A 13942-nucleotide genomic window follows, 5' to 3' on the forward strand; every position below is an offset into this window, starting at 1 on the left:
GCATGGCGGTGGTACTGATCGCCTATGCTGCCTTCAGCTTCTGTGCGGACCTAAGTCGGTCCAAGCTTCGTGCAGACGACTTGTTGACGGGCAGACTTCACGGCGAGGCCGCGACGACAGGCTTTGCCTCCACCATCCTCGCCGCGCCGTTTCCATTCGATGGGGATTTTCTCGCTGATCATGCCATCGCGAAGGCAGCGCAGGTTCTGAAGCAACCCGCACTCGATCCTGCCGCCCGGGCGGAGGACAGTCAGGCAGCTCAGGGCGCCGTCGTGGCCGCGCTGAGCGTTTCGCCGATCAGGCCGGTGCTTTGGTTGACGCTTGCAACGTTGAAAGCGCAGACCGATGGCACCGCCCTTCCCGCGCTGAAGGCGTCCTATCTCACCGGACCGGTGTCGTCCGATGTCGCGTTCATGAGACTTCAGGCCGTCACATCGAGTTCGGCCGCATCAGATGAAGAGATGCGCCTGCTCGCCTTGTCGGATATCCGTACCGTGCTTTCGAACCGCTCCCGTTTCGAAGCCCCGCTCATCGCAGCCTATGTGCAGGCGACTGCGGCCGGCAAAACCCTGCTGATGGAATCCGCGCAGGCCCTGGATCCGAAGTTCGGCGCCCTGCTGCGGCGCTACTAGACTCGTCCAGGGGGCTCATTAACGCTGAGATCTCGGCTTTTGGACGGTGAGCAGAATCCATTAGCTCGATCCGAGCCCTGCCGGTCGTGACCCAAGCCGAAAGCCGGGTGACCCGTCAACGACATTGGTCGAAGCAAGAACAGATGACCCAATTGCGATCCTACAAGTCAGTCGCAACGGTGCTGAACGGGCGTTTAATGCACCGTTCAGTCAATATTCAAAACGGAGCTGATAGTCCGCAGAAGCATTTGCCACGAAGGAGAAGGCACCAAAATGAAACGGCTTCTGATAATCGGACTTACCGGCTGTGCCTTTGCACTTGCGCCAATTATGTCGGCGTCGGCTATGCCCGCAGCAACACCCTATACGCTGGGTGGCGCCGATGACGCGGTCATTCAGGTCAGAGGCGGCCATGGTCATGGGCACGGGCATGGGTGGGGCCATCACGGCGGTCGCGGCCATCACTACGGTTGGCACCGGGGCCATCACTACGGTTGGTACCGCGGCCACCACCATGGCTGGCGGCATCATCGCCATTGGCGGTGACTTTCACTTCGGGCCTAAGAAAGGGGCCGCAGTAGTTGGCGGCCTCTTTTCGCTCGCCCCAGTATCTTGGACGCAATAATCGAATGCGCAGCTCGAATTCGTCCTCGATCTTCGCCGCGGTGTGTCCTTGTCAATTGCATGCCCCGCAAATGGATATCCGGGCACGCCATCGCGCTTCGAAGGTGTCAGAGTCTTTCAGTGGCACCGCTTGTGCGTCTATTGGATCTCCAGCCTTCGCAATGAGGACGCCGCCAGCTTCTGGAGAACGAGGTGCGGCAGATGCCTCCTTGGGCCACTCGAGCAGCGATTTCGAAAGCATGGGCTTGCCCGCGTACCAGCATTTTCTTCCGTCGATGAGACGATAGGACCACCACTGCCCCTGCGGATTTGATGGCATCGCGGCGCTGCATTGTTGCTTTGCCTGCACATTTGACGTCCCGATCAACGGGAGCACAGAAATACAAGCGGTCAAAGCTAACGATTGTAGCGGCTGTCTCATAAGCGCACCCAACCGCTTCGTTGCTGCAATCGGCTTACAGCAACGATCAAGTCGGAGCGTTCGAAAGTTTCCACCAACTTGCCAAGGATATGGACATCATCCTTGGGGCACGACCGGACGCATTCGTCCAAAATGAGTTGGGCTTCGCCAATTGCCTGTAGAGCTAATTGTTGATCAGTCATGACTGGCTACTCATCAAAAAAATGCCCCGACGAGTTAGCGAACGGAGAAATCAAGCCATTTCTGGGAAATATCCTCGCTCTTCTTGGAGGATTCGATCAACTTTTGTTTCAGAGTGGCGGCTTTTACTGCCCGGATCGACCTGTATGAGAGGCCCCTCTTTATGAGGAGACGGTTGTCCGCACACGGCCTAGCCGACGGCGGCTCGTAGGCGTGGACAGCAAGTAATGGAGGGACAGTAAGGTCGAGTTACACTTGCGCTGTTGCTGATGGCAATTCGAACCGAACGGTAAGCAGGTTGCTCATCACTGCGGCAAGGACACCAGCAGCCAGGCGCCCGCGGCCACACATGCAATGCCGGCAGCACGCGCGATCCATCGTCCGACCGGCGTAACTTTCTCCAAAAGGACAAGCAGCGCCAAAAGCGCAATCCAAAGCACGTTCATCACCCCGCCTATGAACAAAAGCGCCATCAAGACCCAGCAGCAGCCGACACAATAGCCTCCGTGCCGAAGCCCCAGCAGCAGGCAGCCTCGCGGGTCGTCGCGAAAGCCGCCGTGGCGCATCAGGAATAGAAACGGCGACTGGCATTGGGCGAGACAGACGTCCTTGAGCGGTGTCCATTGATAGACTCCCGCCGCGATCAGCACGATTGCGCCGAGCAGGTTGCTGGCGATCGCCATCCGGGAATCCAGCAGGGCTGCCCGCTCGACCACCCATTGGAGAAAGGTTGCTGCCAGCGAGAAGCCGCTCCAGGCGAGGAGATAACCGGCCGCAAACCAGCCGGTCGCGGCGAACGGCTTGCCCTGCGCTTTCCCCTGTCGACCCACGCGGGCGTACATGAGGATCATGGGCGCTGCCGAGGGGGCCATCATTCCGACCATCATCACCGCCCACATCAGGAACACATACGCGAACTCGATCGCTCGCCATGGCTCGTTGGCCGGCAACATGATTCCGATCCCGGCCGGGATCATGCGGAACCCGGTCATGTCCATGCCGCCCATGTCCATGTCGTTGGCGAGCCAGAGCACATAGCTCCATGCCAGCGCGACAATGATGCCGATCGCGCCGCCGACGATCCAGCGATCGCGCCGCAGCACGGTTTCCAGGGTGCTGTCGGTCATTTGCGATTGACGTTGCCGGCCTTGTCGCAGGACCGTATCAGGAGCTGCATCAAGCCTGGTTCGACCAGCGGATCGGCGCATAGAGGCCGTTCTTGCCGGAATTATCCCAGCGCATGCCATGATCGCTGAACGTATTGCCGGAGGCGCCGACTGCCATCACCATCCTGTCGGGGCTAACCGGATGGCCGATGTTCGCCCACATTTCCCCGCTCGGATGCATGGTCGGCAACGGATCGACGGACATGTGCAGAATACCCGGGATTTCCGCGGACCGCGTCTTGCCGTCGATCCGGAATGTGATTGGGACCTTCTTCACCCCCAGGTTCTTGCTGATCAGCGGTGTGAATGCGGCCATAGGACCACCGGCGGCGCCGGTGAAGATCGCAGCTAGAGCCTCTGTCTGCTCATCGTCGGCGCGCTGATCGATATAGGCGGCCACCGACCAATCTCCGTCTGCCATGACCCCAGGTGCGTGGAGGATAACCAGGACATTGAGTCCATCGAGCACGATGTCGCCATAGCGGCCACTCTCGACGTGGAAGATCAGCGGTACGTTGCAAAAGCCCTCGGTCGGTCGCGAGGTCAACGGGGCGGCCGCTGACACGAGGCACGGACACACGATGCTGCAACTGCAATTCTCGAAATAGTCACCGGAAAGGTGCCATGGGACGTCCGCCATCGCTCTCTCCCGCTAGGCCGAACCCGACAGATTGCTTCCGAATGATCTACGTGTGGTTGAAAGTTACGCTGCGTGGGGAGGAACCGCAAGCCGATTCCACTGTAGACCTGCTCCAACACATGCCGCGGAGGCGCTGAAGCCACACCGCCGGGCCCAGCGGCAGGTCCTCACCCGGCTCAAGAAGGAGTTCGCTTCCTTCCGTTGCCTCTCTAGCTTGCGGCCAGCGGTTTCTTGCCGCGTCCGAGTGCGAATTGGCCGACCGGGCTCTCTACATGAAATTCGAGCTCCGTCATTTTTGCAAACAGATCGATGTTGATGGTGCCGATGGCGCAGCCGCCAAGGCCCATCTCAGTCGCCGCCAGGTAGAATGTCTGGATCAGGGTGCCAACGTCCTTCAGGATCAGCGAATATGCGATCGAGCTGTATTTCCAGGAGATCCGCCCAAAGCGCGCGGCGATCGTGATCAGGACCTGCGGCGGACCGGGCGCGTCCATGGCAAACTCGGCCGCAGTCGAGAGCGCATGGAGTTGCTGGGCTGAGGCGCCGATCGCTACCAGTGCGTGGCCACCCGCGTCGTAGTGATAAAGTCCGCGTGGCAGCCCCTCGCAGTTCGAGACAGTCAGGTACAATTCCAGTTCGTAGGCGCTACCCGCCGCCGGATAGGGTCGTGTGCTGTAGGTCACTTCGGGACCGCCGTCGAAATTTGCGCCGCTCCATTCCGACAGCACGCGGGCTGTAGCGTCGAGAAACTGCGCGAGCTCGGCGAGCGTGATCGGGTGCTCGTCGTCGAAATCCCGTATCGAATGGCGTTCGCGCAGCAGCTTCGCGAAGGGTGAGATCGGCTCCGAGGTGGAGAATTGGCGCAGGTCGATTGTCTTGCCGGGCCAAGGTGGACGTACCGCGGGCAGCGGCGGAACGACGTTCGCGTAGGCGAAGGTGCCGCCAACTGGATTGGCATGCCGGCCTTCCGTGCTCCGCGTGTGAAACAGGAGATCGTGAAAATCCCAGAGAACGAGATTGCCGTCGCCTTCATTCACGCGAAGGCCATCGCCACTCTTCGCATCGAGCTTGAGCAGGATTTGGCTGTCAAGCAGCAGTCCGAGTAGATCGAGGTTGAAGGAGGCCGCGTGGCGGCGAAGCTTGCTGATCTTTTGCGGCCGTGACAGTGCAGCGAGCGTGGCCGCGATGGCGGGATCGCTAATCCGAAACAGCGCGCCGGCGCGTGGCGATTCCAGCACCATCTCGTTGCCGCGCCGGCGCAGATAGGCGAAGCGCGACAACACGACGGTGTCACCATTGCCCAGCTTTGCGCATTGCGGCCAGTATTCAGCGACCTGCGGCTCGATGACCACGAGGTCCTGCTCGTCACGCGGAGAGGACAGGCGGTATTCGACAAGCCCGTGCCGCGCCAGTCGATGCACCAGGACGTCGACTTCCCTCGCAAGCGCGCTCTTGCCGGCAAAGGAAGCGAGCGGCAGACCGGTAGCCAGATGTCCCGCGCGGTCCATCGCGGCCGCGCTGAATGTTCCCAGATTGACCGAATAGTCGCCCAGGGAGGTGGCGATGCTTCCATCCGCCTGCATATGAAGGGAGAAACGACCGTTCAATCTGATAGCAATGAGTGGCGCGATCTTCCTGGTTGGCTTTTTCCGGGGAGCGCGCACCAAAGACCAACCCTCAGGTGTGTGGTAGGAACGGAGTGAGTTCGCTTTCCAGTCGTGGACGATCCAATAATCCAAGCTTCACCGGAACATCATAAAGCCGGCCCGGCGCGAAGCGGCGATAGAAATGCCGCAAGCCTGGAACGAGCACTCTGACGACGGGGACCTCGACGTCGGGCCGCGTCTGGTCGAGCACGAGGAAATCGTATCCGGCGCCGGTGGCGATCTCGACGCAGGCATTGACCTGGTCGCGCGTATTGTCGTGAACCTTAAGGCTCGGCGCCGGCGGGACGATCGGATTGTCGCTGGGGATCAGGAATGGATAATCTTCCAGGCGCAGCGGCGTGACACCGTCAAGCGTCGGCTTCTCGCCGCTTCCACCGCCCATCATGCCGATTGACATGAACTGGGTCAGCTCGGTGAGGGAACGCAGCAGGGCTATGCGGCGATCGAAATGCGCGCCGGAACCGAACTCGATATTTTCGTGCCCGTTCTGCATCCAGTGCGTGATTGCCACGTAAGCGGGAATGCCGAGATCGCTGGTGATGTCGAGCACCCAAAGCCTGCGTCCGGCATCGGCAAACTGGGCTTGCAGATCCTGCACATAGGAATCGTCGAATTGCTTGAGGTCGACTTCGGCACGCTCCAGCCGGTTGTACCACCAGATGGCATAGGCATCGCGTTCGACCAGTTCGAGGAAGCCTTGAACGATGGCCTCCTCGCGGGTGTTACCGGCCGCGCATCCGTTGGAATCGGTATGGAAGCCGCCATAGAAGAAGTACAAGAGGCCGGTCGGAAGATATTTGAAGCGCTTGTCGCGTAACGACCAGACCGGTGACCACTCGGTCTTGGTCGAGGGATCGAGCGGCTCAGGAACCGGATGTGAATCGTCCGGTGACGGGGCATGTCTGCTTTGAAACTGTGTTTCGCTGAAAAGCTGGACGTCGTTGGGAAGAACGGCGTCCCCGGGAGCGAAATCGATAAAGCGGCGCTCCGTCGTGATCTCGTCACCCTGGAAAATGCCCGAGTAGCGCTCGATTGCTTCCATCAACGCGCTGGCCTCGCCCTGCTCGGCCGTGGAGCCCTTGCCGAAGCTGCCGCCGCTCAGTCCCGATCTGAGCTGGTCGATGCTTTGGGCCGGCGCAGAGAAATTGTGGTAGGCGTAGAAATTGGTGTTCATCGGCAGATCGGCCTCGATCCGCTCGAGCCGCGTCACCACGCCGGTCAGCGGGCTTACATGTTTGCGGAAACGCGCCACGGTGGCTCGAGACGTCACGGTGCGGTATCCGCCGCTGGTCATGATGAGCTTTCTGCCCTCGGCAATCTCGATCGGCGTCGCCGCCCGGCGCGGATTCTGCAGCTTCTTGCTGCCGCAGGTGGGACATTGCGGGCGCCGCGCGACATAGTGCTTGGCGATGACCGCACCAGTCAGGTCGAAGCTTGCAATGTGATCGCGCAGATCCGTGCGAAAGCCGGAGGCAATCGCTTTCGCGATTTCGACGGCAGCGAAGTGGATGGCGGTCTGCCCGATGGTGTCGTTGACCAGAGGCGATACGGCGACCGCACGCGCGGCTCCGCGGTCGAGAAACCCCTTGATCTCCCGATTGCGTATCATGCGATCGAACAGACACGTCCAGCAGGCACTCTCGCCCGGTTTGAACACGGGTCCCACCAGCGGAAACACGCCCGACGGTTGCACCAGCAGCCAGGGCGTCTTGTCGGCTACGCGCTCGCGGTTCATCTCAGCCAACCGCCGGTCAAGATAGTCGTTCACCAGCGTGATCACGAGCTTAGGCGAACGCTTGGCGAAGTGAACGCCGAGTTTGCTCAAGGCGGCGGTAAGTTCGCTCGCGCCTTTGACATCGATCGATTCCACCTGCACCGGGCAATTGCGGAGATTCTGTTCCGCGAGCTCGAGAGGCAGGCCGAGGCTCGCCCAATATCCAGCAACGGCGCCTGCGAATCCGTGCGATGCCGCTGTCACGACATATCGGCGCTCGATCAGCCGCCTGATCGCTTCCTCGATCTTGTCGGGCGGGAAGCTCTTCGAAAGCTGGCGAATGAGCTCTGGCGCGGCCTTTCCATTCTTTCCGATCGCCGTGGCCAGTGCACAATAGAGTTCGCCGTGCAGGAAGAACTTGCGATCCTCGGAATAGAGGCAGACCGCATCGGGAGGCAGTACATAGGCGGTGAAGTTTGGCGCGAACTGCAGAATGTCTTTGCGGGTCTGCTTCACAACACGGGTCTTGCGATTGGCTGTCATGGGGTCAGCACGCGGATCCTGTTGCCATCATTTCAGATCGCCAGCGCACGGCGAGCCAAGAGCGTTGCAACGAAAACAGAAATGGCCGGGTCGATCGCGAGCCCGGCCAATGAAATCGTGGCTTGTCGATACACAATCAGGACGCGCCGCCGCCTAGCACCAGCGGCACCGGCCCCACGATGCGCAGCAACCTGCGCATGTTACCCACGGCACTCCTATCCCTATTCCAATGCCACAGCCACCACATCCGAAGCCGCATCGGCAGGATCTGCATCCACAGCCTCCGCAGCCGCGACAACCACCGCATCCGCGGAAGCCACCGCATCCCCGGAAGCCACCACATCCACGGCAGCCACCGCATCCGCGCTGGGCTAGCTGCACGCCGCTGCCGAGGTTTTCGTTGTCGAAGAGATGGAAGGTGGCGAGGCTGACGTCGGCAAGTTCCTCTTCACCGAGCGTGATCATCAAGCCAGGTGAGAAATTCGGCCGCTGTTGAACATCGCCCGTTGGTACGGCCGCTGCCGATGCGCTCCCCGCTAGCGAAAAAGTCAGTCCGGCGACTCCTAGTGCCGGTACGGCGGTTTTGGTTACTCGCCTCTTTTTCGAAGCTTGCTTCACCCGCGCCATGGTCGCATCCTCCAACGTTGCAAGAAGGATCTTCGTTTAAGTGATCCTACGCCGAGCAAATAAGGCAGGCAAGATTGATGCACACACGAAAATGTAACGACACTCGTTCAGATAGCATTCATCTTCATGAACGAAGTCGCCGCATTTTCTTCGATCGCAACGAAGGTCCGCACCGCAGCGCGGATTGCAACGCGCGCGACTTGATGCAGTGCGCAATCGTCGCCAGGCTTGAGCGGAGAAATTGGCTTGATCAATCAACTCGGACATTTCGCCTGGTATGAACTCCTGACGACGGACGTCGCGGCAGCAGGTGCCTTTTATGGCGAGGTCGTCGGCTGGGGTGCGAAGGATGCGTCGACCCCCGAACTGACCTACACGGTGCTTGCTGCCGGCGACGTTCCGGTTGGCGGGCTTATGGATCTCCCGGAAGAGGGGCGGCGATTGGGGGCAACGCCGAGATGGGTCGGCTACGTCGCCGTCGATGACATCGATGCGACAACCACACGGATCAGGCGTCTTGGAGGCACGATCTTGCTACCGCCAACGGGCAGCAATATCGGCCGAATTTCAGTGGTTGCCGATCCGCAAAGAGCGACCTTTGCGCTGGTCGCTGGGCTGACATATGGCCAACGGCAACCCGTCGGGTTGGACGAGCCCGGGCGTGTGGGCTGGCACGAGTTGCTGGCTGAAGACCGGAACAAGATCTTTGATTTTTACGGCGAACTTTTTGGCTGGCAGAAGGCCAACGCTGAAACCGATCCCACAGATTTGTATCAATTGTTTTCGGCGGCCGGACAGACGATCGGGGGCATGCTCACCAAGCTTCCGAGCGTGTCGCAACCGTTTTGGCTCTATTACTTCAATGTCGACGACATCGGCGCGGCTGCCAAGCGCGTGAATGCTGGCGGAGGCCGGATTCTCCAGGGGCCGATCGAATTGCCTGATGGCTGCTGGATCGCGCGATGTGTCGATCCCCAGGGCGCGCTGTTTGCGCTGCAGGGTGCCCGGGGTCAGAAAGTCGTCGAGCGGCCCTCCGCCTCGGAAGTCGGTTGGTCCGCCAAGTGGGGTGGCGTTGTTTCCCAGGGCAGGATGGTGCTCCCCAAGCCGAAGCGTTAGATTCTCGTTTTGACGCGTTTTCTTCACGCGAACCGGTGTCCACTTCGCTCGAAAACGCTCTAATTCATCAGAAATTTGTAGGCGACGATCAGAGCCACCATGGCTGCGAAAATTAGCAGGGCCGGCACGGATTTTCGGACGGCTGGCCGGTCGGGGGCGGCCGCGGACAGCCGAGCGGGCTGTGGCTTACGCTGTCCCTGCGACCGCACGGCGCCGTCATCCACCGACGTCACGAGGGCTTCCAGTTCTGGCGCCGGGCCAAGGCCGCCCATCTCGCTATAATAGCTGGCGTAGACTTCGCGAACCGCCACCACCTTCGACTCGGCCTCGCTCATCCGCTCAAGCCTGGCTCGATAGTCAAGCAGGAACGCTTGCGCATTTGGAGGTAAGTCATCGAAGCTACCGAGCTTGGCCATCATGAGCCAAGTGGCAAAATCCGCCTCAGCTTTGTGGCGGGCTTTTCGGGCGATGCGGGTGCTCGGGCGTGAGGCCATAATTTTCTGACCGATTTGCAGCGCAAAATCGTGGGCATTGATGGCGTTCGTTGGACGGTTCGCTCGGATGTGCGAGTTGTCCAGGCTCGCGTCAAGCACCTCGCTTTGGGTTCTTTATGTGCAGGCCGCGCCGGCCGGCAAAACCCGGCTGCTGGCGACCAGCCAGCCAACGCGGCCCTGCCACCGGGCTCATCGCGCGGACAAAGGGACGAAATCTTCCTGGCGCCGCGGCTGGTCGATACGGCCGCGGAAGACAAATAGTCCCTTGTTGGTTGAGACGATGTCGCCGGTCTGCAGGCTTTCGTCGTTGAGCACGCGCTCGGTGGCGATGAGGTCGGGATCTTCGGGAATCGGCATGTAGAGCTCGGGGTGCTCCCGCCTCTCGCGCGCGACTTCCCGGGCCCTTCTTTTCGCGTCCTCGATCCTCTGCCGCCACGCGTTGCGGGATATTTCGGGCTGCAGCAGACCATCATCCGTGGCGCTGGCCGCGACATCTTCCTGAGCCTGGGACAGGCTTGCGCCATCAAGGATGCTGAGCGCAAGGATGATGGTGGCCGCCGCCTTCAATCCGCTCATCCCGCTGCCACCGCGCGCAACCGGAGATAGGTGCGCCTTAATATACGCCGCCGCTTCCCCGCACGCCGCTTCGAGAAGGTATCGCGCGCCGTACCCCTAGCGGTGGCGAGGGTATCTGGGTCGGTACGTTGGGCGTCGCGGTCGGACGCGCAGGCTGCTGAGGTGGATTCACCGTGAAGACCTGGTTCGTGCTCGGGGTCGACGGGTCTCGGACCCCCTGCGCGGCAGCGGCGCATGGGATGATCAATACAGCCGCGAACAACAATACGCCCTTCATCGCCTTGCCTCCTGAGCGACGAGAAACGCCTAAGCCCGCCTACGGTTCCCGCGATCTAATATCGCGGGAGTGCGACAAGTTTGCCGTCCCGGTACACCCGCTGGACGGCCATGCCCGCCGGCAGGCTACCGGTTGCAACGTTGCGGATCGCCGTGGGCCGTGACGCGCTCTGACCTGTCTGCGCCTTCTGCGCGCGCTGCGAAGCCGACATTGGATAATTCGGCGGATCCTTGATGCCCTGCGCCAGTGCCGGCTGCATCAAAACTACTGAAAGACCCAGAATTGGCAGGATGCCGCGCATATCAAGTACCGATTAAAGAATGACTCCCCGGAATGTTGCAGGTTTTCCGGCAAAAGCAAGCGCCTTATGTCCATCCGTCCTCAGGCGGACGGTGGCGGCATCCACAGATCATGCATCGGACTTTGAGGTCCGCGCTCTTGCTGCTAGGCAGAGGGAAGATGTTTGATCGATTGCAATGACTGCTTCCGGCGACCCGTCTGACACTGCACAAAATTCGGCGATGAGGGCGGAGTTCATTCGCATTCTCTCCGCGCGGGTGCAGTCCGTCGCCAATGATCCGACGCAAATGCGTGAGCTGGTCTATGAACTGGCCCGCATCAGGCTGCTCGAGCAATTCGGACATGGCGACGCCAGACATTCGCGGCAGACCATGGAGGTGCTCGAAAGCGCGATCGGCGAGGTCGAACGCTTCTCTGCCGAGCGAAGCCAGGAAGTCGTACCGCCCGCGTCGCCCACCAGCCCAGGCACGGCCAAGCCACAATTGCCGCAGCGCCCGACTGCGGCGCCCTCCCCCTTCAACCAATCAAAACGATCGGGCGTCTTCGGTACGGCCATTCGGCTGGCAGCGGTATTCCTCGTTCTCGCGATCGCTGGCGCGGCCGTCTTCTACTGGCCATCGGCACGGTCCAGTATTGCCGCGCTCCTGCACCGCCCCCCGCCCGCGCCGGCACAGAGCGCGCCTCCCGCGCCGCGTGAAACCGCGCCAATCGAGCGTCCGCAGGCAGCGGCCGAGGCACCAGCCGCTCCCCCTGCTCCCGCGGCCGAACACAGGTTTCCGCTTCCCAGCACGTTCGGCGTTTTCGTCCTGAGCGACGGGCAACTGCAGGAGTTGAAAGTGCTGCCGGGCAAGGTCCCGGACCGGCGGGTGGCCATTTCGGCCGCGATCCCGACGCCGCCCCAGACCAGCGTTCCGGGCGGAGATGTCAAATTCATTACGTTCAGGCCGGAGTTGGGTCCGGATTCCGCCGGCCCGGTCGAAGTTCGTGTCGTCGCCAAAGTCTCGCGCACGATGGGTGTCGACAGCACCGGCACGGCGAAGATGACGCCGGGCGGCGACTCCTGGGTTATTCGCAGCGCATCCTTTCCGTTCAAGATCGGCCCCGTCGAGGACCAGCCCAAGATGCTGCTGATACAACCGGAGAATGACGGCCTGGTCCTGTCACCCGGCCGATACGTCCTGGTCGTCAAGGGGATCGGATATGACTTTTCGGTGTCGGGACAGGTGACCGATCCCAATCAATGCGTCGAGCGCTTCAACGCCGCCAACGGCGCTTTCTATTCGCCCTGCCCGACGCGCGAGCAAAAGCCTTCCAAGCGTTGAAAGGGATTGCAAGCGTTGAAAGGGATTGGCTACTTCGCGTCCTTCGCAGGTTCGGCATCCATCTTGCCGCCGTTCGCGACGCACTTATTGAAGAATTCCCGCTGATCCTTCCCCGTCCCCTTGGCGCTGCCGGCGGCCGGGTTGCCGATCTGGCGCGGAGGAAACGTCTTGGCCACCAGGGCATCGCAGGCCCGCGCAACCTCGACGGAAATCGCATGCGCCTGGGTATTGCATGCGCACAAGACAACAAAAGCAGTGATCAAGCCGACGAGATTAGCCCTGGCCATCATAGCGCAACCCACGTGTCTTACCGGTCCCGGGACCGGTTGAAATCTGGTCAACGGTCAGCGCGTTCTTGGTCCAGCGCCACGTCCCATGAGTGGCATATCAACTCCGAAATCGCCACGCAAACGCGCCAAACTGGCACGGCGGGAAGCCCGGCTCGATGACACCCCTAAAATAATACCGTCAAATTAATCGAAGCAATAAATATTCATATTATATTCGGCTTTATTTTTATAATGAAATCGGATTATTTATAACCCGCTTCATATTTAAATCGGATTGACCATGAAGGGCATTATCCTCGCCGGTGGGACGGGGTCGCGCCTCTACCCGGCGACGACGGTGGTCTCAAAGCAGCTCTTGCCCGTCTTCGACAAGCCGATGATCTATTATCCGCTGTCGACGCTGATGCTGGGCGGCATCCGCGACATCCTGATCATCTCGACGCCGCCGGACAAGCCGCTGTTTCAGCGGCTGCTCGGCGACGGCAGCGAGATCGGCGTGCGTTTTTCCTATGCCACGCAGGAGACGCCGCGCGGACTTGCAGACGCCTTCATCGTCGGCCGGGAGTTCATCGGCACAGATCCCGTCGCACTGATCCTGGGCGACAACATCTTCTACGGCCACGGCCTGCCGGAGATGCTGTCCGCGGCCTCGCAACGCAAGAAGGGCGCGACGGTGTTCGGCTATGTCGTGAAGACGCCCGAGCAATACGGCGTGATCGAACTCGACGGCAGCGGCCGCGCACTCTCGATCGAGGAGAAACCGAAGCAGCCGAAGTCCAACGTCGCCGTCACCGGGCTATACTTCTACGACAACGACGTCGTCGACATCGCGGCCAAGGTCAGGCCATCGGCGCGCGGCGAGATCGAGATCACTGACGTCAACAATGCCTATCTCGCGCGCGGCGATCTCTATGTCGAGGTGCTCGGCCGCGGCTTTGCCTGGCTCGACACCGGCACGCACGCGTCCCTGGTCGATGCCAGCTATTTCGTCCAGATCCTCGAACAGCGCCAGGGCCTGCGCATCGCCTGCCCCGAGGAGATCGCGCTGCGCCAGGGTTACATCTCGCTCCAGGCCTTCGCCAGGGTGGCGCAGAAGACCGCCAAGAGCAGCTACGGCGAATATTTAATGTCGGTTTATCGTTCTTTCGAGCATTAGAGGCAGCTCATCATGCGTTTCAAGGGCTCGACCATTTTTGTCACCGGCGGCGCGGGTTTTATTGGTTCCGCCGTCGTGCGTCATCTCTTGCGCGACAGTCACGCCCGCGTGGTCAACATCGACAAACTCACCTATGCCGCCAATCTCGACTCGCTGCCGGCAGCGAAAGAGAACCTGAACTACGCCTTCGAGAAGCA

General features: G+C 60.9%; 14 protein-coding genes. 5 read left to right on the forward strand and 9 right to left on the reverse strand.

Features of this window, described 5'->3' with window-relative positions; genetic code table 11:
• The first annotated feature begins 2 nt into the window (after window positions 1-2).
• Window positions 3-632: a hypothetical protein gene (locus OZ411_RS35985; protein WP_282531756.1), complete on the forward strand. Its 630-nt coding sequence runs from the start codon at window positions 3-5 to the stop codon at window positions 630-632.
• A gap of 210 nt (window positions 633-842) precedes the next feature.
• On the opposite strand, the gene OZ411_RS35990 is transcribed toward OZ411_RS35985, so the two are convergent.
• From OZ411_RS35990 to OZ411_RS36010, 5 genes are all read right to left on the reverse strand, one after another.
• The gene (locus tag OZ411_RS35990; RefSeq protein ID WP_282531746.1) at window positions 843-1169 is read right to left on the reverse strand and encodes a hypothetical protein; all 327 of its coding nucleotides are present in this window, start codon (window positions 1167-1169) and stop codon (window positions 843-845) included.
• 993 nt (window positions 1170-2162) lie between these two features.
• A complete protein-coding gene (locus OZ411_RS35995) occupies window positions 2163-2984 on the reverse strand; it encodes a DUF2182 domain-containing protein (RefSeq protein ID WP_282531747.1) in 822 nt (273 codons plus the stop codon).
• A gap of 49 nt (window positions 2985-3033) precedes the next feature.
• Window positions 3034-3663 (reverse strand): DUF1326 domain-containing protein, encoded by a 630-nt coding sequence (locus OZ411_RS36000; RefSeq protein WP_282531748.1) that lies wholly within the window; start codon window positions 3661-3663, stop codon window positions 3034-3036.
• A 209-nt stretch (window positions 3664-3872) separates the two neighbouring features.
• The gene (locus OZ411_RS36005) at window positions 3873-5246 is read right to left on the reverse strand and encodes a SagB family peptide dehydrogenase (RefSeq protein WP_282531757.1); all 1374 of its coding nucleotides are present in this window, start codon (window positions 5244-5246) and stop codon (window positions 3873-3875) included.
• A 94-nt stretch (window positions 5247-5340) separates the two neighbouring features.
• Window positions 5341-7587, reverse strand: a complete 2247-nt coding sequence (locus OZ411_RS36010) for a TOMM precursor leader peptide-binding protein (RefSeq protein ID WP_282531749.1) — start codon at window positions 7585-7587, stop codon at window positions 5341-5343.
• 873 nt (window positions 7588-8460) lie between these two features.
• Here OZ411_RS36010 and OZ411_RS36015 point away from each other — a divergent pair.
• Window positions 8461-9330 (forward strand): VOC family protein, encoded by an 870-nt coding sequence (locus OZ411_RS36015; RefSeq protein ID WP_282531750.1) that lies wholly within the window; start codon window positions 8461-8463, stop codon window positions 9328-9330.
• A 59-nt stretch (window positions 9331-9389) separates the two neighbouring features.
• Here the strand turns inward: OZ411_RS36015 and OZ411_RS36020 are convergent, their stop codons facing one another.
• From OZ411_RS36020 to OZ411_RS36030, 3 genes are all read right to left on the reverse strand, one after another.
• Window positions 9390-9824 carry a hypothetical protein gene (locus OZ411_RS36020; RefSeq protein WP_282531758.1) on the reverse strand — a complete coding sequence of 145 codons (435 nt, stop codon included), beginning with the start codon at window positions 9822-9824 and terminating at the stop codon, window positions 9390-9392.
• Between the two features lie 189 nt (window positions 9825-10013).
• Complete coding sequence (locus OZ411_RS36025) at window positions 10014-10391, reverse strand: hypothetical protein (RefSeq protein WP_282531751.1); 378 nt, start codon at window positions 10389-10391, stop codon at window positions 10014-10016.
• A 341-nt stretch (window positions 10392-10732) separates the two neighbouring features.
• On the reverse strand, window positions 10733-10978 hold the full coding sequence (locus OZ411_RS36030; protein WP_282531752.1) for a hypothetical protein: 246 nt from the start codon (window positions 10976-10978) through the stop codon (window positions 10733-10735).
• Between the two features lie 370 nt (window positions 10979-11348).
• Here OZ411_RS36030 and OZ411_RS36035 point away from each other — a divergent pair, with 370 nt between their 5' ends.
• The gene (locus tag OZ411_RS36035) at window positions 11349-12299 is read left to right on the forward strand and encodes a hypothetical protein (RefSeq protein WP_282531753.1); all 951 of its coding nucleotides are present in this window, start codon (window positions 11349-11351) and stop codon (window positions 12297-12299) included.
• 29 nt (window positions 12300-12328) lie between these two features.
• On the opposite strand, the gene OZ411_RS36040 is transcribed toward OZ411_RS36035, so the two are convergent.
• Complete coding sequence (locus tag OZ411_RS36040; protein ID WP_282531754.1) at window positions 12329-12589, reverse strand: hypothetical protein; 261 nt, start codon at window positions 12587-12589, stop codon at window positions 12329-12331.
• Window positions 12590-12869: 280 nt separating this feature from the next.
• Between OZ411_RS36040 and rfbA the strand changes: the two genes are divergently transcribed.
• Both rfbA and OZ411_RS36050 read left to right on the forward strand, forming a co-directional pair.
• On the forward strand, window positions 12870-13745 hold the full coding sequence (rfbA, locus tag OZ411_RS36045) for a glucose-1-phosphate thymidylyltransferase RfbA (protein ID WP_130584238.1): 876 nt from the start codon (window positions 12870-12872) through the stop codon (window positions 13743-13745).
• Window positions 13746-13757: 12 nt separating this feature from the next.
• Window positions 13758-13942: NAD-dependent epimerase/dehydratase family protein (locus OZ411_RS36050; protein WP_282527841.1), on the forward strand; the 185-nt coding region annotated here is incomplete at its 3' end.

The sequence above is a fragment of the Bradyrhizobium sp. Arg237L genome, assembly GCF_029990105.1.
Taxonomy (GTDB): domain Bacteria; phylum Pseudomonadota; class Alphaproteobacteria; order Rhizobiales; family Xanthobacteraceae; genus Bradyrhizobium.

Bases quoted from the DNA above. Each gene is read 5' to 3' on its own strand.
- OZ411_RS36040 (WP_282531754.1), bottom strand. From the start codon at position 12,589: ATGATGGCCAGGGCTAATCTCGTCGGCTTGATCACTGCTTTTGTTGTC.
- OZ411_RS36005 (WP_282531757.1), bottom strand. From the start codon at position 5,246: ATGCAGGCGGATGGAAGCATCGCCACCTCCCTGGGCGACTATTCGGTC.
- OZ411_RS35995 (WP_282531747.1), bottom strand. From the start codon at position 2,984: ATGACCGACAGCACCCTGGAAACCGTGCTGCGGCGCGATCGCTGGATC.
- OZ411_RS36010 (WP_282531749.1), bottom strand. From the start codon at position 7,587: ATGACAGCCAATCGCAAGACCCGTGTTGTGAAGCAGACCCGCAAAGAC.
- OZ411_RS36020 (WP_282531758.1), bottom strand. From the start codon at position 9,824: ATGGCCTCACGCCCGAGCACCCGCATCGCCCGAAAAGCCCGCCACAAA.
- OZ411_RS36000 (WP_282531748.1), bottom strand. From the start codon at position 3,663: ATGGCGGACGTCCCATGGCACCTTTCCGGTGACTATTTCGAGAATTGC.
- OZ411_RS36035 (WP_282531753.1), top strand. From the start codon at position 11,349: ATGGAGGTGCTCGAAAGCGCGATCGGCGAGGTCGAACGCTTCTCTGCC.
- OZ411_RS36030 (WP_282531752.1), bottom strand. From the start codon at position 10,978: ATGCGCGGCATCCTGCCAATTCTGGGTCTTTCAGTAGTTTTGATGCAG.
- rfbA (WP_130584238.1), top strand. From the start codon at position 12,870: ATGAAGGGCATTATCCTCGCCGGTGGGACGGGGTCGCGCCTCTACCCG.
- OZ411_RS35985 (WP_282531756.1), top strand. From the start codon at position 3: ATGGCGGTGGTACTGATCGCCTATGCTGCCTTCAGCTTCTGTGCGGAC.
- OZ411_RS35990 (WP_282531746.1), bottom strand. From the start codon at position 1,169: ATGGCGATGATGCCGCCAGCCATGGTGGTGGCCGCGGTACCAACCGTA.